Origin of the sequence: Bifidobacterium mellis (assembly GCF_000967265.1) — a bacterium.
Taxonomy (GTDB): Bacteria; Actinomycetota; Actinomycetes; order Actinomycetales; family Bifidobacteriaceae; genus Bombiscardovia; species Bombiscardovia mellis.
In genome coordinates, this window is record NZ_KQ033885.1 from 349,861 (window position 1) to 371,955 (window position 22,095).

The window sequence follows — 22,095 nt, forward strand, 5'->3', positions numbered from 1 at the left end:
ATGGACGTTGTTCGTGGCGGAGCGGGGATCGTTGTGGTCATGCCCACCTACCAGGAGGCTGACAACATCGGGTTGACCCTTCCTCGGCTTTTGGCATGCTGCCCCGAGGTCGATGTCCTGGTCGTCGACGACAACTCGCCGGACGGCACCGGCGCCCTGGCTGAGGATATGGCCAGTGGCAATCCTCGCGTGCACGTCATCCATCGGCATGCCCGCCGCGGGTTGGGTCCAGCCTACGTACAGGGGTTCCGTTGGTCGCTGGAGCATGGCTATGACCTGATCTGCGAGATGGATATGGACGGTTCCCACCGACCTCAGGATCTGGCCAGGATGCTGGCTGTGGCCCGAGGAGAAACGCATCCGGGCTTGGTCATCGGCTCGCGCCGGGTGCGCGGAGGCCGCACTCAACATTGGCCCTGGTATCGGGATCTGATTTCGCGCGCGGGATCCTGGTATGCCCGCACCGCCCTGGGATCCTCGGTAAGGGACATGACCGCCGGCCTGCGGGTCTATCGAGCGGACGTGTTGAGGCGGATCGATCTGGGAAGGGTCCGATCCAGCGGCTATGTCTTCCAGGTGGATATGTTGCGCCGAGTCCAGGCCATGGGCGTCAGCGTGGTCGAAGTGCCTATAGTCTTCGTGGAGCGGGTTCGCGGCAGCTCGAAGATGGATGCCGGGATCGTGCTGGAGGCCATGGTCCAGGTGACGCTGTGGGGGCTTGAACGGTTGACCCGTCGAAACTGACATTGGCTCATATTCGTGTTCGTTTTCATAAGCGACCCTGCAGGCCTTGTTGGGACCTTAAAGGACAAATTACACTTCGGTGATTGGATTTCTGTAAGAGTCCTGACAAGCCTCAGGTGTATGGAAGAATGGTCCCAGTACCTGAGAAATGTCGATTTTCGCCCTTGCATCTGGGCAGCGACCGCAGTCCGATTGCCAGCTTGCCAATTTGGGCGAATGTGTGCGATAATGTTCGAATGATATCGTCACAACGCCAACACCTGATATTGAACCGGTTGCGTACTCGTGGCGCAGTCCGTATCACCGCCCTCTCCAAGGAGCTGGGCGTCTCCGCCATGACCATCCGCCGTGACATTGCCGACCTGGCGGACAAGGGCCTGCTCAAGAGGGTCCACGGAGGGGCCGTCACCACCAGCTCGCTTCTGGCTGAGCCGCTCTTCTCGGTCAAGTCGCAGATGGACATGGGCCTCAAGGACACCATCGCCCGTCGCGCCATCGACTATGTCTCCCCGGGCGACGTCATCGCCATCGGGGGAGGGACCACGGCCTATGTCTTCGCCCAGCACCTGCTGGAGAGCCGCCAGTGCGCGGGCGTGACCCTGCTGACCAATTCCATCCCCGTGGCCGAACTGGTCCAGGCCATGGAGAGCAAGGATGTGGAGGTCATCGTCACCGGCGGTGTCATCACCCGATCCAACTCCCTGGTCGGCCCCATTGCAGACAAGGTCATCGCCTCCCTGCGGGTCAATACGGTCTTCCTGGGGACCCACTCGGTCTCCATTCCGCGGGGTTTCCTGATGCCAAACTCCTTGGAGGCGGCTACGGATATGGCCCTGATGGACATCGCCGACCGGACCATCATCCTGACCGATCACACCAAGTGGAGCTGCACCTCCCTTTCCCTGTTCGCATCCTTCGACCAGGTGGACACCGTCATCACCGACGACCAGCTGGACCAGGAGTCGGCCGAGGCAACCCGGTCCCTGGTCAAGCGGTTGGTCCTGGTCCCGGTCAACCCCGAGGAAGGCCAGGCTCAAGAGGGTTCCTCCGACGTGTCTAAGGCCGATGCCGGGAAAGCAGCCCAGATTCAATGAACGACCGGTCACACAGGGGTGCGCAGGTTGCCATAGCGGGTTGCCATGGATTGTCAATCATCACGGACGATGAAGGAGCAGCATGAAGTCAGAGCAGTATGTCCCCCAACGGTATGTTCCCGGTGACTATGCCAAGGGGCACATCCGCATCACCCCCACCAGGCTGGCCGACGGGCGTCGGTTCTTCTACCTGGACGATGATCCCGAGTATGTATCCGGCCGCAGGACCAGGCGTCTGGACGATCCTCGTCCGCTGACCGACCGGTTCGCCCCGCACCAGGATCAGGAGGGCAGGACGGTGCCCTTCCAGCCGCCGCAGATGCGCCGGGACCCTCTGACCGGAGACTGGATCCCCATGGCCACGGCCCGGATGAACCGGCCCATCACCGCCGGGCCACAGGCCACCGCCAAGGGCAACCCCCTGGCCGCCAGAAAGCCCGGAGACCCCTACCAGGATGGGGAGATCCCCGATGTGGACTACAACGTGGCGGTCTTCGAGAACCGTTTCCCCTCCATGATGCAGGTGCCCGATATGCAGGCGGCCGACCAGCCCTCCCTGGTGGACGGCAATCCCCTCTGGCCGGTGCGCGAGGCCAACGGACGCTGTGAGGTGGTCTGCTTCGACCCTGACGAGCATGCACTCCCTGCCGATCTGCCGGTCTCGCGTCTGCGGACGGTGGTGGAGGCCTGGGCCTTCCGCACTGCTGAGATCTCGGCCATGGAGGGCATCGAACAGATCTTCCCCTTCGAGAACCATGGACAGGAGATCGGCGTCTCCCTTGCCCACCCCCACGGACAGATCTACTGCTATCCCTTCATCGCCCCCCGCCTTGAGCAGGAGCTGAGACAGTGCGCCGCCTACCGGGAACGCACCGGCGGCAACCTCCTGGCGGACATCCTCAAGGCCGAGCTGGACTCCGGTCGACGGGTCGTCTTCCGCAACGCCACCTGGGTGGCCTATGTGCCCGCCGCCGCCCGCTGGCCGCTGGAGGTCCACATGGCCCCCGTGCGCGACGGGATCCTGAGCCTGGACCAGCTGAACGACCAGGAGCGCTGGGACCTGGCCGTCATGTATTCCACCCTGCTCAAGCGGGGCAACGCCTTCTTCGACAGGGGCGACGGCAGGGGGATGGATCTGCCCTACATCGCCGCCTGGCACCAGGCCCCACTGCACGATCCGCGGCGGGAGGACTACCGGCTCAACCTGCAGTTCTTCTCCTTCCGCCGTGCCGTGGACAAAATCAAGTATCTCGCCGGGTCCGAGTCAGGCATGGCCGCCTGGGTGTCGGACACCACTCCTGAGCGGATCGCCGACCGATTCCGCCAGCTGGGGCCCCTGGACCTGGAGAATGGAGAGAATCAATGACGACGACAGTCCAATTCATACAGGCCTGGACCCAGGGAGCTGACGGCCAAGGGGCTACCAAGGCCCGCGAGCTCTTCCAGAAGGTCTATGGCGAGGATCCCCAGGGCGTCTGGAGCGCTCCAGGCCGGGTCAACCTGATCGGCGAGCACACGGATTACAACGCCGGGCTCTGCCTGCCCATCGCCCTGCCCAACCGTACCTATGTGGCCGCCAGTCCCAGGACGGACAGCCGGGTCCGCCTGGTCTCCAGCATGGATCCGGAGAACCCGGTCCAGGCTGACCTGGATGGTCTTCAGGCCAGGGGAGTCAGCGGCTGGGCGGCCTATCCGGTCGGCGTGGCCTGGGCCCTGCAGCGGGATGGCTTCCCCCAGGTTCGAGGGTTCGACCTGGCCCTGGCCTCCTGCGTGCCAGTCGGGTCCGGGTTGAGCTCCTCGGCGGCCATGACCTGTGCCGTGGCCCTGGCCCTGGATGACCTGTTCGGTCTGGGGCTGGGCGGTGACGAGGCTGGCCGGGTCAGGCTGATCCAGGCCGCCATCACGGCTGAGAACGATATGGCCGGCGCGTCCACCGGCGGCATGGATCAGAGCGCCGCCATGCGGTGTCGATCCGGTTGCGCCCTGCGGCTGGACTGCCGGCCGGAGCTGGATGCCATGAGCAACGTGCGCCAGGTGCCCTTCGACCTGCAGGCTGCGGGCCTGGAGCTGCTGGTGGTCGACACCAGGGCCCAGCACCAGCTCAACGATGGTCAATACGATCAGCGGCGGGCCACCTGCGAGCAGGCTGCGCATCTGCTGGGGGTGGCCAACCTGCGCCAGGCGGCAGACCGGGTCAATGGGGCTGCTGATCCGCCATCCGCCCTGGCTGCCCTGCTGGAGCGGCTGCCCGATGAGACCATGCGTCGGCGGGTCCGTCATGTCGTCAGCGAGATAGGACGGGTGGACCGCTTCATCGAGGCCTTCGGCAGGGGCGATTACGTCCTGGCGGGCCGCCTGTTCAACGCCTCCCATGACTCCCTGAGGGACGACTACGAGGTCACCTGCCCGGAGTTGGACGAGGCAGTGGACGCAGCACGCCAGGGTGGGGCCTACGGGGCTCGCATGACCGGCGGCGGGTTCGGCGGATCCATCATCGCCCTGGCTGACGCCGGCAAGGGTTCCGATCTTGCCCATGACATCGCCGGACGATTCGCCTCCAAGGGATTCAAGGCCCCCAGGGCCCTGATCGCCCTGCCCTCCTCGGCGGCTGCGCGCGAAGCCTGAATCAGGCTGCAGACCTCACGACCCCGCTTCTCCCGGCGCTCCTCTAAGCTGGAGGAGCGGGGTCCCGGTTTTCAGTGGGTCCGGTCAAGGGTGAGGTGGATGAGGAGGACGGCCATGGACAAGGCGATCATCACGGTGGTGGGCAAGGATGCCATAGGCATCATCGGCAAGGTCTGCACAGACCTTTCGCAGCAGGGTATCAATGTGCTGGACATTTCGCAGACCATTCTGGATGGCTTCTTCACCATGATGATGATTGTGGACTGCACGGCCTGCCGGGATGATTTCGATGCACTGAGCCAGCGGATGGAATCCCTGGGAGAGGACATCGGAGTCTCCATCCGCTGCCAGCGCGAGGAGATCTTCACCAGGATGCACCGGGTCTGAGGAGGCAGCCATGATCACACGTGACGAGGTCCTGGAGACCAACGACATGATCGACCGGGAGCGCCTGGACGTGCGCACCATCACCATGGGTATCAGTCTGCTGGACTGCGCCAGCCAGGATGTGGACATGCTCTGCCGGAACATTCATCGCAGGATCGTCTCCCTGGCCGGCGACCTGGTGTCCACCGGGGACTCCATCGCCCGCGAGTACGGTATTCCCATCGTCAACAAGCGGATCACCGTCACTCCCATCTCCCTGGTGGCCGCCGGAGCCTGCCACACCGTGGAGGATTATGTAACCGTGGCCAAGGCCCTGGACCGCTCGGCCCAGGAGGTCGGTGTCAACTTGATTGGTGGTTACTCGGCCCTGGTCGGCAAGGGCATGACCCCGGCCGAGCGGCTCTTGATCAAGTCCCTGCCCAGGGCGCTGAGCCAGACGGAACGGGTCTGCGCCAGCGTCAACGTGGGCTCCACCAGAACGGGCATCGATATGGATGCCGTGGCCCTGATGGGCCGGGTCGTCAAGGCCACTGCCGAGAGCACCGCCGACTCGGACAGCTCCGGCTGCACCAAACTGGTGGTCTTCTGCAACGCCCCGGATGACAACCCCTTCATGGCCGGCGGTTTCCATGGGGTCAGCCAGGGGTCGGCCGTCATCAACGTGGGGGTCTCCGGGCCCGGCGTGGTCAAGACCGCCTTGGAATCAGCCAAGGGAGCCGACTTCGGGCAGCTCTGCGAGACCATCAAGCGCACGGCCTTCAAGATCACCCGGGTGGGACAGCTGGTGGCCCAGGAGGCCAGCCGTCGTTTGGATGTCCCCTTCGGGATCATCGACCTGTCACTGGCACCCACCCCGGCTGTCGGAGACTCGGTGGGCGAGGTCCTGCAGACCATGGGCCTGGAGCAGGTGGGCGCACCCGGGACCACTGCGGCCCTGGCCATCCTCAACGATCAGGTCAAGAAGGGCGGCATCATGGCTTCCAGCTCGGTGGGCGGGCTGTCCGGGGCCTTCATCCCAGTGTCCGAGGACGCCGCCATGATCCAGGCGGCGCAAGAGGGGAGCCTGACCCTGGAGAAGCTTGAGGCCATGACCTGCGTCTGTTCGGTGGGGCTGGACATGATCCCCATCCCCGGGGACACCTCCGCCGAGTCCATCTCCGGCCTGATCGCCGACGAGGCGGCCATCGGGATGATCAATCAGAAGACCACCGCAGTCAGGGTCATTCCTGTCATCGGCAAGCAGGTGGGCGAGTGGGCCGAGTTCGGCGGGCTCATGGGCGGCGGTCCGGTCGTGCCCGTCAATACCCGCTCCTGCGCGGACTTCGTCAATCGGGGCGGACACATCCCGGCGCCCATTCACAGTTTCAAGAACTGAGCGCGCTCGCAGGGTTCAGCGTCCGCCTTGGAATCCCAGCTGCCGCCAGGCCTCGTAGATGGCGATGGAGGCGCAGTTGGTCAGGTTCAGGCTGCGCAGGCTGGGCCGCATGGGCAGCCTGACCTGTTCGGCCACGTGGGGGCCGGCCATGATGTCCATGGGGTCGGGGATGTCGCCCGGCTCGGGTCCGAACAGAAGGATGTCGTCCGGCCGGTAGTCGACCTCGGTGTAGAGCTTTTCGGCGTGGGCGGTGAAAGCGATGATCCGGCTGTCGGGCATGGAGCGGACCAGGTCGTCGAAGTCCGGGTGCAGGACCACGTGGGCCATGTCGTGGTAGTCCAGGCCGGCCCGGCGCAGCTTGGTGTCCTTGAGGTTGAAGCCCAGGGGCTCTATCAGGTGCAGGATGGTGCCGGTCACGGCGCACAGGCGGATGGCCGATCCGGTGTTGCCGGGGATTCGCGGCGAGTAGTAGCAAAGGTGGGGGGTGGAGGTCTTCACCCGGCTGGCCTGATCGGCCTTCATCATGGCATCCACCACGGAGATGGGGTTGCCGTGGGCGTCGGTGACCAGCTCGTCGGGACCATAATTCGATTTGCGGTATCCGTACTCGTACATGCTTTCGACGGCCTTCGATGGGTCGCCTGGCCGCTCCTGCTCCTGCCTGTTCATGAGGCCAACCTACCGTCGCCAAACGACAGGCCCGGCAGGGCTGGTCGGCACCGTCGGGCAGAATACGGCCGTTGAATGAGGCGGAACCGGATGGCGAAGGGTGGTGTGACCATGGAGAACGCGGAGACGGACTTTGCGAAGACTGAGCCCATCCGTCTGCGGCTGTTCGACTGGTGGAGCCGATACGCCCGCGACCTGCCCTGGCGCTTCGGACGAACCACGCCTTGGGGGGTCCTGGTCTCCGAGGTCATGAGCCAGCAGACCCAGATGAGCCGGGTGGTGCCCTACTGGACGGCCTGGATGAAGGTCTGGCCGGATGCGGCCTCCCTGGCTGCTGCACCCAAGGCCGAGGTCATCACGGCCTGGGGCCGGTTGGGCTACCCGCGCCGAGCCCTGCGCCTGCAGGAGTGTGCGCAGCAGGTGGCCGGCCAGTATGCAGACCGGCTGCCCCGTGACTACGACCAGCTGGTGGCCCTGCCTGGCATCGGCGACTACACGGCCAGCGCTGTCATGAGCTTTGCCTACGGCGAGAGGATCGCCGTCATCGACACCAATATCCGCAGGGTGCTTTCCAGGGTCTTTCTGGGGCATGAATCCACCGGGGGCGCTGCCAGTCGAGAGGAGCGCCAGCTGGCCTGGCAGGTCCTGCCCGAGGACGGAGGGCCGGAGGATATCGGTGCCGAAGACAGCGGTGTCCAGGAAGATGGCGGCAGTGGCCGTCTGGGACTGGCTGATCCGAAGGTCAGGTCGGCAGCCTGGCGGGAGCCGCCCTCGGCCCGATGGAACCAGGCCGTCATGGAGCTGGGTGCCACGGTCTGCATCGCCCGCAAGCCGGCCTGCGACATATGCCCTCTGGCCGGCCATTGCCGCTTTCTCAAGGCCGGACTGCCCGGTCTGGGCGCAGGCAGGACCAGGCCCCGGCAGCGCTTCGCAGGCACCGACCGGCAGGTCCGCGGCGCCATCCTTCAGGCCCTGCGGCAGGCTTCGGGCGCGCCTGTCCCAAGGAAGGATCTGAAACCCCTGTGCAAGGACGAAATCCGGCTTGATCGGTGCATCGCATCCCTGGACGAGGATGGTCTTCTGGAGATTGGCCAGGATGGCAGTCTGAGTCTGCCGAAGTGAAGGCCGCCCCGGCGATTAGACTGGAGAAGTATGGCCAAGCGACGCATGAGCGAGAAGAAGCGGCGGATGTATCGTCGCCGGAGGATTGCGGCCGCCCTGCTGGCGGTGCTCTTCCTGCTGGTCTGCGCTGGCCTGGTCTGGGGCGTGGGGGCCGGCATCAGAGCCCTGCGTGGAGGTGATGGGGGCCAGGGAGCCTCGACCAGCGCCCAGCAGACCACAAAGACCAAATCCAAAGACAAGGACAAGCAGAAGAAGGACGCCGGCAAGAAGCGTTCCTCCGGGGCTCCTGACTGCGACAAGGGGGATCTGGCTCTGGAGCTGGCTGCGCCCGATCCCAGCACTGGGGTCGGCGGGTCCATCGACTTTACGGTGACCATCCGGCACAAGGGAACGGGTTCATGCTTGGTGGACGGTTCCGACGGTAGCCGGGTGCTGGTCATCACCAGCGGTCAGGATACCGTCTGGCGCTCCGATGCCTGCCCGGTGGGGGCGCGCACCCTGCTCATGGCCACAGGAGACAAGGATGTGCAGACCATCACCTGGCATGCCGACAGGAGCCAGGAGAGCTGTCAGCCCGACCAGAAGCTGCCCCGGGTCAAGGCCGGTTCCTACCAGGCCAAGCTGGTGCTCAAGGCCGATTCCAATGTGGTCTCCCAGCCAGTGCCGGTCATGGTCCAATAGCAGCTTTTCCAAGACGACACGCCGATTGCGTCCATGGTTCTTGTCTGCTATAGTTTTGTCTTTGCATGAGGTGTGTCATATAGCGGGCATGCATCATCGAGGAGATGCCCGCGAATAGGCATATGGCGGCCGTTCGGCATCTCCCTGGGGTAACAGGAATGATCGAGTACGGCGAGCGATAAGGAACGTCCATTTTGGCTGCCAATAAAGCTGTAAGTAGTACCACCGCAACGCAGGCACGCGCTGACGAACACGACATCAAACTGCACAAGGCCACCGATCGTGTCAATTTCGGATCCATCCGCGAACCCATCGAGGTGCCCTACCTCCTGGGCGTGCAGACCGATAGCTTCGACTGGCTGGTCGGCAATGACCGCTGGAAGAAGCGTGTCGAGGAGGATCGGGTCAACGGGACCCATACCGTGGCCCCCGTCTCCGGCCTGGATGAGGTCTTCCAGGAGATCTCTCCCATCGAGAACTTCGCGCAGACCATGAGCCTGACCTTCTCCGATCCCTACTTCGAGGAGCCCCGGCACACGGTCCAGGAGTGCAAGGAGAAGGACTACACCTACTCCGCCCCCCTGTACGTGAACGCCGAGTTCGAGAACGGGGACACCGGCGAGATCAAGTCGCAGACCGTCTTCATGGGCGACTTCCCGCTGCAGACCCCCCACGGCACCTTCATCATCGGCGGCTCGGAGCGCGTCATCGTCTCCCAGCTGGTCCGCTCTCCCGGCGTCTACTTCGACCGCACCCAGGACCGCAACTCCGACAAGGAGATCTTCGGGGCCAAGATCATCCCCAGCCGGGGCGCCTGGCTGGAGTTCGAGATCGACAAGCGCGATGTGCTGGGCGTGCGCGTGGACCGCAAGCGCAAGCAGTCCGCCATCGTCTTCCTCATGGCCATCGGCATGACCAAGCCGCAGATCCGCAAGGCCTTCAAGGGCTATCCACTGGTGCTGGACGCCCTGGAGAAGGAGACCATCGAGACCCAGGACGAGGCCCTGACCGACCTCTACCGCAAGATCCGGCCCGCGGACACAGCCTCGCCCGAGGCCGGCCGCAACCTGCTGGATTCCTTCTACTTCAACACCAAGCGCTACGACCTGGCCCGGGTCGGTCGCTACAAGATCAACCGCAAGCTGGGTCTTGAGGCCGACTTCAACGACCGCAGCCTGCATCCCGAGGACATCATCGCCACCCTGAAGTACCTGGTGACCCTGCATGCCGGCGGGCAGACCTTCCCCGGCCGCCGCGACGGCAAGGACATCGAGCTGCGGGTGGACGTGGACGACATCGACCACTTCGGCAACCGCCGCATCCGCCAGGTGGGCGAGCTGATCCAGAACCAGCTGCGCACCGGCCTGAGCCGTATGGAGCGCGTGGTCCGCGAGAGGATGACCACCCAGGACGCGGAGGCCATCACCCCGCAGTCCCTGATCAACATCCGCCCGGTCAACGCCACCATCAAGGAGTTCTTCGGAACCTCCCAGCTGAGCCAGTTCATGGATCAGAACAACCCGCTGGCCGGCGTGACCAACAAGCGTCGTCTCTCGGCCCTGGGCCCCGGCGGCCTGTCCCGCGACCGCGCCTCCATGGAGGTGCGCGATGTGCACCCCTCCCACTACGGACGCATGTGCCCCATCGAGTCCCCTGAAGGCCCCAACATCGGCCTGATCGGATCCCTGGCAACCTTCGCCCGGGTCAACCCCTTCGGCTTCATCGAGACCCCCTACCGCAAGGTCATCGATGGCCAGGTGACCGACGACGTGGTCTACATGACCGCCGACCAGGAGTCCGAGCACACCATCGCCCAGGCCAACCAGGAGATCGACGAGACCGGACACTTCGTCGAGGACGAGGCCCTGGTGCGTGACGCCGAGGCCGAGGCCAAGGATGTGCCCGTCTCCCAGGTGGACCTGATGGATGTCTCCCCCCGGCAGATGGTTTCGGTGGGCGCCTCCCTGATTCCATTCCTGGAGCACGACGAGGGCCACCGAGCACTGATGGGCACCAACATGCAGCGTCAGGCCGTCCCCCTGGTCAAGTCCGAGCGTCCCCTGGTGGGCACCGGCTCCGAGTGGCGCTCCGCCATCGACTCGGGTGATGTCATCCTGGCCGAGAAGCCGGGCGTGGTCACCTACGTCTCCGCCGACATCATCCGCGTCATGAATGACGACGGCACCCAGTCCTCCTACAAGCTGGCCAAGTTCCAGCGGTCCAACCAGACCACCTGCTACAACCAGGTCCCCCTGATCAAGGACGGGGAGCGGGTCGAGGCCGGCACGGTCCTGGCTGACGGCCCCGCCACCGAGAAGGGCGAGATGGCCCTGGGCAAGAACGTCCTGGTGGCCTTCATGCCCTGGAACGGCTACAACTACGAGGACGCCGTCATCATCTCCCAGCGGCTGGTCCAGGACGACACCCTGAGCTCCATCCACATCGAGGAGTACGAGACCGACGCCCGCGAGACCAAGCTGGGCGCCGAGGAGATCACCCGCGACCTGCCCAACGTGGGCGAGGATGCGGTGGCCAACCTGGACGAGCGCGGCATCATCCGCATCGGCGCCGAGGTCGAGGCCGGGGACATCCTGGTCGGCAAGGTCACCCCCAAGGGCGAGACCGAGCTGACACCCGAGGAGAGGCTCCTGCGGGCCATCTTCGGCGAGAAGAGCCGCGAGGTGCGCGACACCAGCCTCAGGGTTCCCCACGGCGAGACCGGAACGGTCATCGAGGTCAAGGAGGTCACCCGCGAGGATGCCGAGGAGGACGGCGACGAGCTGCCCAACGGCGTCAACCGGATGATCCGGGTCTACATCGCCCAGCACCGCAAGATCACCCAGGGCGACAAGCTCTCGGGCCGCCACGGCAACAAGGGCGTCATCTCGAGGATCCTTCCCGAGGAGGATATGCCCTTCATGGCCGATGGCACCCCCATCGACATCATGCTCAACCCGTTGGGCGTGCCCTCCCGTATGAACCTGGGACAGGTCCTGGAACTCCACCTGGGGTGGATCGCCCACTCCGGCTGGGACATCAGTCTGGATCCCGACCTGGAGGCCGAGTGGAAGAAGCACATCCCGGCAGGCGCTGAGAAGGCCGAACCCGGCACCGCCGTGGCCACCCCGGTCTTCGACGGCGTGCGTGAGGACGCCCTGAACGGTCTGCTCAAGACCACCCTGCCCAACCGTGACGGCGAGCGCCTGGTGGGCGATGACGGCAAGGCCGTGCTCTACGACGGCCGCACCGGCGAGCCTTTCACCAAGCCCATCTCCGTGGGCTACATGTACATGCTCAAGCTCCACCACCTGGTCGATGACAAGATCCACGCCAGGTCCACCGGACCGTACTCCATGATCACCCAGCAGCCCCTGGGCGGCAAGGCCCAGTTCGGCGGCCAGCGCTTCGGCGAGATGGAGGTCTGGGCCCTGGAGGCCTACGGCGCCGCCTACACCCTGCACGAGATGATGACCACCAAGTCCGACGACGTGGACGGCCGTGTCCGGGCCTATGGAGCCATCGTGCGCGGGGAGAACCTGCCGGCGGCCGGCATCCCCGAATCCTTCAAGGTGCTGCTCAAGGAGATGCAGTCGCTCTCCTTGAACGTGGAGGTGCTCAACGCGGAAGGCAACGTGATCGAGATGAAGGACGAGGACGACGACCCGAGCGCCGCCTCCGACGACCTGGGCTTCAACATCGGCGCCCGCCCGGACGCCGCCGCGAAGGCCGACCAGTCCGCTCCCGAGCCGGAGTACCGCTGAACCACAAGTCACAGGGATGCCCGCCTGAAGGGCATCCCGCCAAGAGGCAAACTTCAGAGCAGTTACAAGATCAGAGACAGGACACAGAGTGCTGGACGTCAATGCATTTGACAAACTGAGAATCGGACTGGCCACGGCCGATGACATCCGCGGCTGGAGCTATGGCGAGGTCAAGAAGCCGGAAACCATCAACTACCGTACCTTGAAGCCCGAGAAGGACGGCCTGTTCGGCGAGCAGATCTTCGGACCCACCCGCGATTGGGAGTGCGCCTGCGGCAAGTACAAGCGCGTGCGTTTCAAGGGGATCGTCTGCGAGCGCTGCGGTGTGGAGGTCACCCGCTCCCGCGTCCGCCGCGAGCGTATGGGCCACATCGAACTGGCCGCCCCCGTCACCCACATCTGGTTCTTCAAGGGCGTGCCCTCCCGGCTGGGATATCTGCTGGACATCGCGCCCAAGGACCTGGAGAAGGTCATCTACTTCGCGGCCTACATGGTCACCAAGGTGGATGAGGAGCAGCGCCACAAGGACCTGCCCGACCTGCAGGACGAGTTCGACAACGAGATCAACCAGCTGGAGAAGAAGCGCGACCTGGAGATCGACAAGCGCGCCAAGAAGCTGGAGGAGGACCTGGCCGAGCTGGAGAAGACCGACGAGGTCAAGGGTTCCATGAAGGCACGTCTGCGCAACGGGGCCGAGCGGGACATGACCGCCATCCGCAAGCGCTACGACGACCAGATTCAGCGGATCACCGCCGTCTTCGACCGCTTCAAGACCCTGAAGCCCGGCGACATGGAGGGTGACGTGGATCTGTGGCGGGAGATGCAGGACCGCTACGGTGACTACTTCGAGGGCTGCATGGGCGCCGAGGCCATCAAGAAGCGCCTGCAGGACTTCGACCTGGAGGCTGCCGCCAAGGAGCTCCGTCACGAGATCGACACCGGCTCCGGCCAGCGCAAGGCCCGTGCCCTGAAGCGGCTCAAGGTGGTCTCCGCCTTCCTGAACACCGGCAACAAGCCCGAAGCCATGGTCCTGGATGTCGTCCCGGTCATTCCGCCCGACCTGCGCCCCATGGTGCAGCTGGACGGCGGCCGCTTCGCCACCTCCGACCTGAACGACCTCTACCGGCGCGTCATCAACCGCAACAACAGGCTCAAGCGCCTGATCGAGCTGGGCGCCCCCGAGATCATGCTCAACAACGAGAAGCGCATGCTCCAGGAGGCTGTGGACTCCCTCTTCGACAACGGCCGTCGTGGCCGCCCCGTCACCGGAGCCTCCAACCGTCCGCTCAAGTCCCTGGCAGACATGCTCAAGGGCAAGCAGGGCCGCTTCCGTCAGAACCTGCTGGGCAAGCGTGTGGACTACTCCGGCCGTTCCGTGATCGTGGTCGGGCCTTCCCTGCGCATGCACCAGTGCGGCCTGCCCAAGCCCATGGCCCTGGAGCTCTTCAAGCCCTTCGTCATCAAGCGGCTGGTGGACCTCAACTACGCGCAGAACATGAAGAGCGCCAAGCGTCTGGTCGACCGCGGCGACCCCGAGGTCTGGGGCGTGCTGGAGGAGGTCATCTCCGAGCACCCCGTCCTGCTCAACCGTGCGCCTACGCTGCACCGTCTAGGCATCCAGGCCTTCGAGCCCATCCTGGTCGAGGGCAAGGCCATCCACCTGCCCCCGCTGGCATGCGCGGCCTTCAACGCCGACTTCGACGGCGACCAGATGGCAGTCCACCTGCCCCTGTCGGCTGAGGCCCAGGCTGAGGCCCGTTCGCTCATGCTGGCCTCCGACAACATCCTCAAGCCCGCCGACGGCCATACGGTCACCATGCCCTCCCAGGATATGATTCTGGGTCTGTACTACCTGACCACCGTGGTTGACGGCGCCAAGGGCCAGGGCCGGATCTTCTCCAGCCTGGCCGAGGCCCGGATGGCTCTGGACCTGGGCGAGATCGACATGCAGGCCAAGATCCTGCTGCGGGTGCCCGCCGACTTCGTCATGCCCAAGGACTGGAAGCCCGGTGACCTCAAGGTCGTCGACCCTGAGCCCGGCAGCCCTGACGTGGTCAAGGAGGAGGTCTTCAAGGACGGCTCCAGGCTCTTCGCCACCAACTATGGGCGGGTCCTGTTCAACCGGACGCTGCCTGTGGACTACCCCTTCATCAACGAGCAGGTACCCAAGGGCAAGCTGTCCGGCATCGTGGACGACATCGCCACCCGGTACTCGACCGCCCAGGTGGCGGCCACCCTGGATGCCCTGAAGGATCTGGGCTTCACCCGGGCCCAGTGGTCCGGCGTGACCATGGCCTTCTCCGACATCGTGGTGCCGCCCGAGCGCGGCGAGATCGTCAACGAGTACCAGGGGCAGGCCGCCAAGGTCAACTCCCAGTACGACATGGGTCTGCTGACCGACGAGGAGCGCCGTCAGGAGCTGATCAACCTGTGGACCGAATGCACCGACAAGGTGGCTGACGCCATGCAGAAGCACTTCACTCCGGACAACAACGTGAACATCATGGTCCAGTCCGGGGCACGAGGCAACTGGATGCAGATCCGCCAGATCGCCGGTATGCGAGGCCTGGTGGCCAACCCCAAGGGCGAGATCATTCCTCGACCGGTCAAGTCCAACTACCACGACGGTCTGTCGGTGCTGGAGTACTTCATCTCCCAGCACGGTGCCCGCAAGGGTCTGGCCGACACCGCACTGCGTACCGCCGAGTCGGGCTACCTGACCCGTCGTCTGGTCGATGTCTCCCAGGACGTGATCGTGCGCGAGGAGGACTGCGGCACCATGCGCGGTCTGACCATGAAGGTGGCCGAGCGCGACGAGCAGGGCAACCTGGTCCTGGTCAAGGCCGCCGACGGCGGACCCTACTCCAGGCTCCTGGCCGCCGACGTCATTGACCCCAAGGATGGCAAGACCGTGCTCTACAAGCGCGGCGACGCCCTGTCCATGGATGTGCTGCGCGACATGGTCGCCCACGGCGTGGAGGAGGTCAAGGCCCGTTCGGTCCTGACCTGCGAGTCCACCCGCGGGGTGTGCGCCAAGTGCTACGGCTGGTCCCTGGCCACCAACAAGCTGGTGGACGTCGGCGAGGCCGTGGGTATTGTGGCCGCCCAGTCCATCGGCGAGCCCGGCACCCAGCTGACGCTGCGTTCCTTCCACTCCGGCGGTGTGGCTTCGGCCTCCGACATCACCCAGGGTCTTCCCCGTGTCACCGAGCTCTTCGAGGCCCGTACCCCCAAGGGCGAGGCTCCCATCGCGGAGTTCCCCGGCACCGTCAAGGTGGAGGACACCGACCGCGGCCGTCAGGTGACCCTGACCCCGGACGACACCTCCGTGGAGGCGCTGACCTACCCGGTCACCCGCCGTGCGCCCATGATGGTCAAGGATGGACAGCATGTCGAGGCCGGCACCCAGCTGATCGAGGGCTCCGTGGATCCCAAGAAGATCCTGCGCATCCTCGGCCCGCGCGCCGCCCAGGTGAACATCGTCAACGAGGTGCACACGGTCTACCGCTCCCAGGGCGTGGACATCCACGACAAGCACATCGAGGTCATCGTCCACCAGATGCTCCGCCGCGTGACGGTCATCGACTCGGGCGACACCGACCTGCTGCCCGGCGAGCTGGTCGACCAGGCCAAGTTCAAGGCCGCCAACATGAAGGCCGTCAAGGCCGGAGGCAAGCCGGCCGCTGGACGCCCCGAGCTCATGGGCATCACCAAGGCCTCCCTGGCCACCGACTCCTGGCTGTCGGCCGCCTCCTTCCAGGAGACGACCCGCGTGCTCACCGAGGCCGCCCTGAACCAGAAGGTCGACGACCTGAAGGGCCTCAAGGAGAACGTGATCATCGGCAAGCTGATCCCTGCCGGCACCGGCCTGGCCAGGTACCGCAACGCCACAGTGGAGCCCGACAAGGCCATCCGCGACACCATCTACCCCAACTTCGGTCTGGGTGGCGGCGACGTGGATCTGAGCGACGCCGACCTGAACGATGTGGACTTCTCCAACATCGACTTCGGAGATCTGAAGCTGGGCGACGACTTCAACCCGGACGACTTCCTCAACGACCAGGGCGGCCAGAGCCATCTGGACACCCCCAACGTGCAGGATCCGTCAGCCGGGGCGGGCGATCTGACGGCTGCCACAGGCGCGGGATCCCCGGATGCCGCAGACGGCAGTGACTCCGATCAGAAGCCGCCTCAGCAGCCTGGCTCAGCCACCTTCTCCTCCTCGGAGGACCAGCACTCCAACCAGTGAGCGCATGCAAGGCCAGTAGCCGCAGATCCGCTTGGGCCGGATGACCCGGCCTGGCGGATTCGGCTGCAGGTTACTGCAGGTTACGTGATACCAGATGAGGGCCCGTGTGATCTCGACGATTGCACGGGCCCTCGTTTTGTTTTTCTCGGGGTCCAGGTTATTGGCAGCAGGTCAGCGCAGGTGCCTGGGGGAAAGCAGGGTGCGCCAGCGTCGGGTTCGTGGCAGGGATTTCAGGATGGCGGATCGAAGCTTGTCCACCAGCTGCCAGCAGTCCTCGGCCTCCTGCTCATCCGAAGGGTGCCGGTCGAAGGAGGCCTGATCGGCCATGCTGCGCAGTCGATCCAGATCGCCGCACAGTCCGGCCGACGAAGACCCTGTGGGGTCGGTCAGCAGGTTCCGGGTGATCAGAGCCTCCTGCTCGCTACGGGTGCCGTCCAGGGACAGACCGGTCTGTCTGCCTAGGTTGCTGATTTGTCGCCAGCCGGCACGGATACGTGTCTTCGGGTCGCCGGTCGACCGGGCCCGTCGGCGCAGCCAGGACTTGAAGGCCAGCAGGAGCAGAACCAGCAGAGCAGGCAGCCAGAGCGGCATGGTCCAGAGCGTCACTTTGGCTATCAGGGGTCCGTACCGCTTCCAGAAGGAGGGCGAAGACTGCCGGGATGCTTCCTGCCCGCCAACGGTGGTTCGACCCTGGGTGGCCCGGTCGTCACGGGGAGGATCGACCAGCGGGGGAGGCGGCTGGCGGACCAGGGTGCGCGGATCGGGCGGCGTGGAGTCCAAGGACTTGTCCGGGGTCTTGGTCTCCGGTGGCGTGGGGTAGAAGGGGACCCACCCGAGTCCCTTCAGATTGACCTCCACCCAGGCCTGGGCATCGCGTCCTGTGAAGTCGATTCGGGTGCTCCCGTCCGCCTGGGTCCTGGTCCTTGCCCGGCTGATGGAGCCATCGCGGTTCTTGGGCACGAATCCCAGGACCACCCGGGATGGCAGACCCATCTGCCGGGCCAGGAGGGCCATGGCCGAGGCGTATTGTTCGCTGTCACCAACCATTGCCTGGCCCTGCAGGAGCTGATTGATCCGATAGTCGCCATGGCCGGAGGGCGAGGGATAGTCGCCGGCCAGACCATGGGAGAACCATCCCTCCCGGTGCAGCCGTTCCTCGATGGCCAGCGCCCTGGCGCCGCCCCGCGCCTGCATGGAGGTCATGGAGGCGGCCGCCTTGGGCAGGCTCTCAGGGGCATCCGCCAGGGGAGGCACCTGTGCATCTCCTGGATCGCTGTCGGTTATGCGGCGGGTTGCTGGTCGGTCTTCGGCCACGCCGCGCACCGTATAGCTGGCCCCGGCCTGCAGGGTCTCATCGGTCAGTGCGGTGTCTGTGGCCTTGTTGAAGTAGAGGTCCTTTCGTTGCAGGCCCTGATCCGTATCGATGCCGTCGACCTGCCCGGCGGAGGGCAGCCAGGCGTGGTCGAATCCCTCTCGAATCTGGAAGGTTGCGGTAAAAGGCTGTCCGGTCTGTTCGCCGTCTTTGGCCTTCTCCTGCTGGGTTTCTGTGCGGATCTGTGCGCCGATGCGCCGGTAGTCGGCGGCTCCTGCGCCCGAGGAGTCGGACAGGTTCCAGACCTTGCCGTCATAACGGTCCATGACGGCCATTCGGACCGGCGTGCCGGCGGGCAGGTTGCGGACCGTGACCAGGGTATCGTCGCGATGGCGTTTGATATAGGCGCGGTAATCGCTCAAGGGGCTGGTGAACCGGTAGGGGTCCATGGGGGGCTGATAGTGGTCTCGGATGACCAGCCGGGGCGGGGCGGGCAGGAGTCCAGCGGAGAAAATCAGTCCGGCTGTCAATGCCAGGGTCACAAGAGTGGATGCGGGTCCTTGCAGACGCAGCAGACCCATTCCGCTGGCGCACCAGATCAGCAGGAGCAGCCAGAGGATGCCGCCCGTCAACGCCGGGTAAAGGCCTTTGCTGGTGCCTAGGGCTGCTGACACAGCCATGGTGCCCAGGATGGGCAGGGTGGCTGTCAGGATGGCCACGGGGTGTGCCGGCCGCCCCGGATTGCGGCCCAGGCCATGACGGGCCAGCAGCACGGCCAGATAACAGGTCCAGAGCATCAACGTCCATAGGGCCATCAGTCCGCCGGCTTCCTGGCCAAGTGGGGGATTGATGGCCGCCAGGGTCTTGAAAGCGCCGAAAGTGGTTGACCACCCTTGTGTCAGGGTTGTCCAGGTAGGCAGGACGTGTGCCAGGGTGGTCCCGTTCAGAGCGAGGATGGGGCCTAGCAGGAACTGCGCCGCGATCAGCAACAGAGGTTGCAGGAGGGCTGTGGCAATACCACGGCGGGGGAGCAGGGCGATCAGCAGTCCGGTCAGGCAGGCCGCGGCTCCCACTGTCAACCAGAAGAGCAGGCTGCCGTAGACCGGCAGCAGCTGCAGCCCTGCAAGCAGGTCGAGGGGCGCCAGTGCCGCGACCAGAATGACGGGAGAGCGGTGCCTGGTCGGGTCGACTGTGGATTGCAGGCCTGCCCGGTCAATCAGGCGAATCGGCTCCCTCCGGGCTTGGTCCATCCATGATGCGGATGTAGATGTGCTCATGGCTGGTTCTCCAAAAGGGGGGGAAGGTCCTGCAGGCTGTCCAGAACGGCGCTGACCAGGCCTGGCTGCATCTGCAGGTCTGGTTGAGCGTCCAGGTCAGCAGCCAGCAGCATGACCGGGGGGGTGCCCTGAACCGATTCGCCCATCAGTGCTGAGGGTTGGCGGTCGCCCAACGAACCGGTCACCAGAATGGTCAGGCTGGTTCGTTCAGGAGCGTCAGCCAGGTCTGGCTTGTCGTAGCTGTCCTGGCTGGGGCGGATGGCACTGCAGGCATCCAGAAAGCTTCGGGGATCCTCCGTGGGCAGGGTGGTTACATGGGCATCTAAATCATCGGGTTCCGGGGCCAACGCTTGCAGCCGACGGCCATCAAGGAGGCATCGGCAGCCCAGGGAGGCGAAGAGTTCAACTGCCAGTTCGAACTCATCCGCGTTCCGGTAGGAGGCGGCCTGGCCGTCCAAAATCAGTTCGGTCCTGGTGCGCAGGGTGGGCTCGTACTGGCGGACCATCAGGGTACCGGCCCGGGCGGTGGACAGCCAGTGGACCCGCTTCATGTCGTCGCCCGGAGCATAGGGGCGAAGGGCATGGAATTCCAGGTCGTCGTCGACAATGCCGGGACCAGGATCCCCCTCCAGATCGCGTTCCAGTCCGGCTTCAAGGGGCGGCAGGGCCACCGTGCGGGGATGGATGTAGAGTTTTCGGGCCCCAGTCAGGATTCGGCGGCGGCGGATGAGTCCCAGCGGATCCCCGGCCTCCATGGTCACCGGGCCCAGGTCAATCACGCCACGGGACCTGGCTTCCAGCTTCAAGCGGATCTGGTGACTCTGGCCGGGAGTCAGGGCTGGCAGCGGCGCCATGATGGTTCCTTGGCCTAGAGCCAGACCGATTCGGCCACGGCGGGTGGAACGGCTGCCCGGATTGGTTAGAACCAGGACCAGCTCAGCCTGGCCGCCCACCTCCAGACGGCCCTGGTCCAGACTCGTTTCAGCGTTACAGGACAGGTTGCCCAGGCTCATCAGCAATCCCAGCAACAGCATGCCCGCGCCCAGCAAAGTGCCCGCCAGCAGTTCACGCCAGCCTGTAGGGACGAAGGCCAGAGCGCACAGGAGTGCGGCCAGAGCCATGGCCCGGCCCAGGGCAGTGACGGACTGCCACAGGTCAGCGGCCCGGGATCGCAGGCCCTGTATGGATCCTGTCGAGGATACCGGCCTTGCCTCCGGGGCAGGTCGGCGGGCGAAGGCGGTCATGGCTCACTGCTCTCCTGTGGGGACGGGGACCTTGGACAGGGCTTCGGCCAGCGCTTGGTGTTCGTCCATGTCCGCCAGCCTGCTCTGGGCGGTCAGGAGCAGCCGGTGGGCCAGGATGGGGTCGACCAGGTCCTTGACATCGTCGGGGATCACGTAGTCGCGGCCCTGAGCGCAGGCCCGGATCCTGGCGCAGCGGACCAGGGCCAGTCCGCCTCGGATGGAGGAGCCGACCCGGATGGCGGGGCTGTGCCGTGTGGCTTCGATGATGTGGATGACGTATTCCATGATGGAGGAATCGCAGAAGACCTTGGAGGCGCAGGCGGCCATGGCCTCCAGTTGGTCGGCATCGACCACCGGTTCGACCAGGCCGGCCCGGTCGCGGATGTCGGCCTCTTGGAGGATGCGCATGCTGGCATCATGCCCCGGCGCACCCAGGGAGGTGCGGATTAAAAAACGGTCCATCTGAGCCTCGGGCAGGGCATAGGTGCCCAGCTGCTCGATGGGATTCTGGGTGGCCATAACCATGAATGGCCGGGGGAGGCGGTAGGTACGGCCATCCACGGTCACCTGGCCTTCCTCCATGACCTCCAGCAGGGCCGACTGGGTCTTGGGGGAGGCTCGGTTGATCTCGTCAGCCAGAACCAGGGAGGCGAAGACCGGACCGGGCCGGAAGGAGAATCGTCCTTGAGACTGGTCGTAGAAGGTCACGCCCAGCAGATCGGAGGGCAGCAGGTCGGGGGTGAACTGGATCCGCTTGCAGTCCACGGCGATTGAGGCGGCCAGAGCCCGTGAAAGCTGGGTCTTGCCGGTGCCCGGATTGTCCTCCAGGAGCACATGGCCTCCTGCGATCAGGGCGGTGACGCACAGGGCGATGGTCTCCTCCTTGCCCAGCACCGCCTGGCCGACGTTGTCGACTATGGAGCGGAAGAGGCTGGCGAAGGTCGATACATCCACGGCGGCTTGGCTGCGGTCCACTGCCTGGCTGCTGCCTCCTGCTTGGCCTGATCGTCTCTTCCGCCTGGCCTCTTCTGCCTGATCTCCTGCTTCGGTGAAAGACCGTTGGTTCTGACCGGTCTTTTCTGCTCCCCTGGGTTCGTCGGTCCTGACTTCGTATCTGGGAGCCGAGGTCCGCTCCAGTCGGGGGTGTCGGGACTGATCGGTGACATCGACGAGGTCAGGCCTGGCAGGGGTTGATGAGGACCGGGTGAACAGGTCACGGACCGGCTGGCGGACGGGGATGGTCCCGTCTTCCACCATGGTGCGATCCGATGGGACGGATTCCGCCTCGGACTCCTGAGTCCTTTCCTGCCTGGCAGCCACAGGGATGCGGCCGGGACGGGTCCGGTCGTCGCTCATCGCCTGGGAGGATTCCTGCTGGCCCAGACCGGCCATGAGGGCCTGGCGCTGTCGCTTCAGTACATCCAGTCGGTCGGCAGGGAGCCGTCGGCCTTCGCTGCCTGCTTCGCGGGCGGCCTTGGGGGTACTCCTCCTGGTCGCGTCATCGGGAATGGTGCCGTCCTGCTGGATGGGTTCCTGTACGTTTCGTTCATCCATG

At 65.2% G+C, this 22,095-nt stretch carries 14 protein-coding genes; 10 read left to right on the forward strand and 4 right to left on the reverse strand.

Features of this window, described 5'->3' with window-relative positions; translation table 11 throughout:
- From JF70_RS01900 to JF70_RS01925, 6 genes are all read left to right on the forward strand, one after another.
- Nucleotides 1-744: a polyprenol monophosphomannose synthase gene (locus JF70_RS01900; RefSeq protein WP_045935088.1), complete on the forward strand. Its 744-nt coding sequence runs from the start codon at nt 1-3 to the stop codon at nt 742-744.
- A gap of 218 nt (nt 745-962) precedes the next feature.
- On the forward strand, nt 963-1,838 hold the full coding sequence (locus JF70_RS01905; protein ID WP_045936018.1) for a DeoR/GlpR family DNA-binding transcription regulator: 876 nt from the start codon (nt 963-965) through the stop codon (nt 1,836-1,838).
- 82 nt (nt 1,839-1,920) lie between these two features.
- Entirely contained in the window at nt 1,921-3,204 is a 1,284-nt protein-coding gene (gene galT / locus JF70_RS01910; RefSeq protein ID WP_045935089.1) for a galactose-1-phosphate uridylyltransferase, read from the forward strand.
- Complete coding sequence (galK, locus tag JF70_RS01915) at nt 3,201-4,463, forward strand: galactokinase (RefSeq protein WP_045935090.1); 1,263 nt, start codon at nt 3,201-3,203, stop codon at nt 4,461-4,463. The genes galT and galK overlap by 4 nt, the downstream gene beginning before the upstream one ends.
- A 114-nt stretch (nt 4,464-4,577) precedes the next feature.
- On the forward strand, nt 4,578-4,850 hold the full coding sequence (locus JF70_RS01920; RefSeq protein ID WP_029677784.1) for an ACT domain-containing protein: 273 nt from the start codon (nt 4,578-4,580) through the stop codon (nt 4,848-4,850).
- A 10-nt stretch (nt 4,851-4,860) separates the two neighbouring features.
- Complete coding sequence (locus JF70_RS01925; protein ID WP_045935091.1) at nt 4,861-6,225, forward strand: PFL family protein; 1,365 nt, start codon at nt 4,861-4,863, stop codon at nt 6,223-6,225.
- 15 nt (nt 6,226-6,240) lie between these two features.
- Here the strand turns inward: JF70_RS01925 and JF70_RS01930 are convergent, their stop codons facing one another.
- On the reverse strand, nt 6,241-6,894 hold the full coding sequence (locus JF70_RS01930) for a tRNA (cytidine(34)-2'-O)-methyltransferase (RefSeq protein WP_082069336.1): 654 nt from the start codon (nt 6,892-6,894) through the stop codon (nt 6,241-6,243).
- 90 nt (nt 6,895-6,984) lie between these two features.
- Between JF70_RS01930 and JF70_RS01935 the strand changes: the two genes are divergently transcribed.
- The 4 genes from JF70_RS01935 (at nt 6,985) to JF70_RS01950 (ending at nt 16,707) form a co-directional block, all read left to right on the forward strand.
- Nucleotides 6,985-8,016 (forward strand): HhH-GPD family protein, encoded by a 1,032-nt coding sequence (locus JF70_RS01935; protein ID WP_082069337.1) that lies wholly within the window; start codon nt 6,985-6,987, stop codon nt 8,014-8,016.
- A 30-nt stretch (nt 8,017-8,046) separates the two neighbouring features.
- Nucleotides 8,047-8,697: a hypothetical protein gene (locus JF70_RS01940; protein ID WP_052690678.1), complete on the forward strand. Its 651-nt coding sequence runs from the start codon at nt 8,047-8,049 to the stop codon at nt 8,695-8,697.
- Nucleotides 8,698-8,891: 194 nt separating this feature from the next.
- The gene (gene rpoB, locus JF70_RS01945) at nt 8,892-12,458 is read left to right on the forward strand and encodes a DNA-directed RNA polymerase subunit beta (protein ID WP_045935092.1); all 3,567 of its coding nucleotides are present in this window, start codon (nt 8,892-8,894) and stop codon (nt 12,456-12,458) included.
- 88 nt (nt 12,459-12,546) lie between these two features.
- Nucleotides 12,547-16,707 carry a DNA-directed RNA polymerase subunit beta' gene (locus JF70_RS01950; RefSeq protein ID WP_045935093.1) on the forward strand — a complete coding sequence of 1,387 codons (4,161 nt, stop codon included), beginning with the start codon at nt 12,547-12,549 and terminating at the stop codon, nt 16,705-16,707.
- Between the two features lie 171 nt (nt 16,708-16,878).
- Here JF70_RS01950 and JF70_RS01955 read toward each other — a convergent pair whose 3' ends face one another.
- From JF70_RS01955 to JF70_RS08445, 3 genes are read right to left on the reverse strand one after another with little or no spacing between them, the layout of a single operon-like run.
- The gene (locus JF70_RS01955; protein WP_082069338.1) at nt 16,879-19,296 is read right to left on the reverse strand and encodes a transglutaminase TgpA family protein; all 2,418 of its coding nucleotides are present in this window, start codon (nt 19,294-19,296) and stop codon (nt 16,879-16,881) included.
- On the reverse strand, nt 19,293-20,540 hold the full coding sequence (locus JF70_RS01960) for a DUF58 domain-containing protein (protein ID WP_052690680.1): 1,248 nt from the start codon (nt 20,538-20,540) through the stop codon (nt 19,293-19,295). Before JF70_RS01960 ends, JF70_RS01955 begins: the two co-directional genes overlap by 4 nt.
- A 3-nt stretch (nt 20,541-20,543) precedes the next feature.
- A complete protein-coding gene (locus JF70_RS08445; RefSeq protein WP_231578803.1) occupies nt 20,544-22,094 on the reverse strand; it encodes an AAA family ATPase in 1,551 nt (516 codons plus the stop codon).
- Nucleotide 22,095 lies beyond the last annotated feature (1 nt).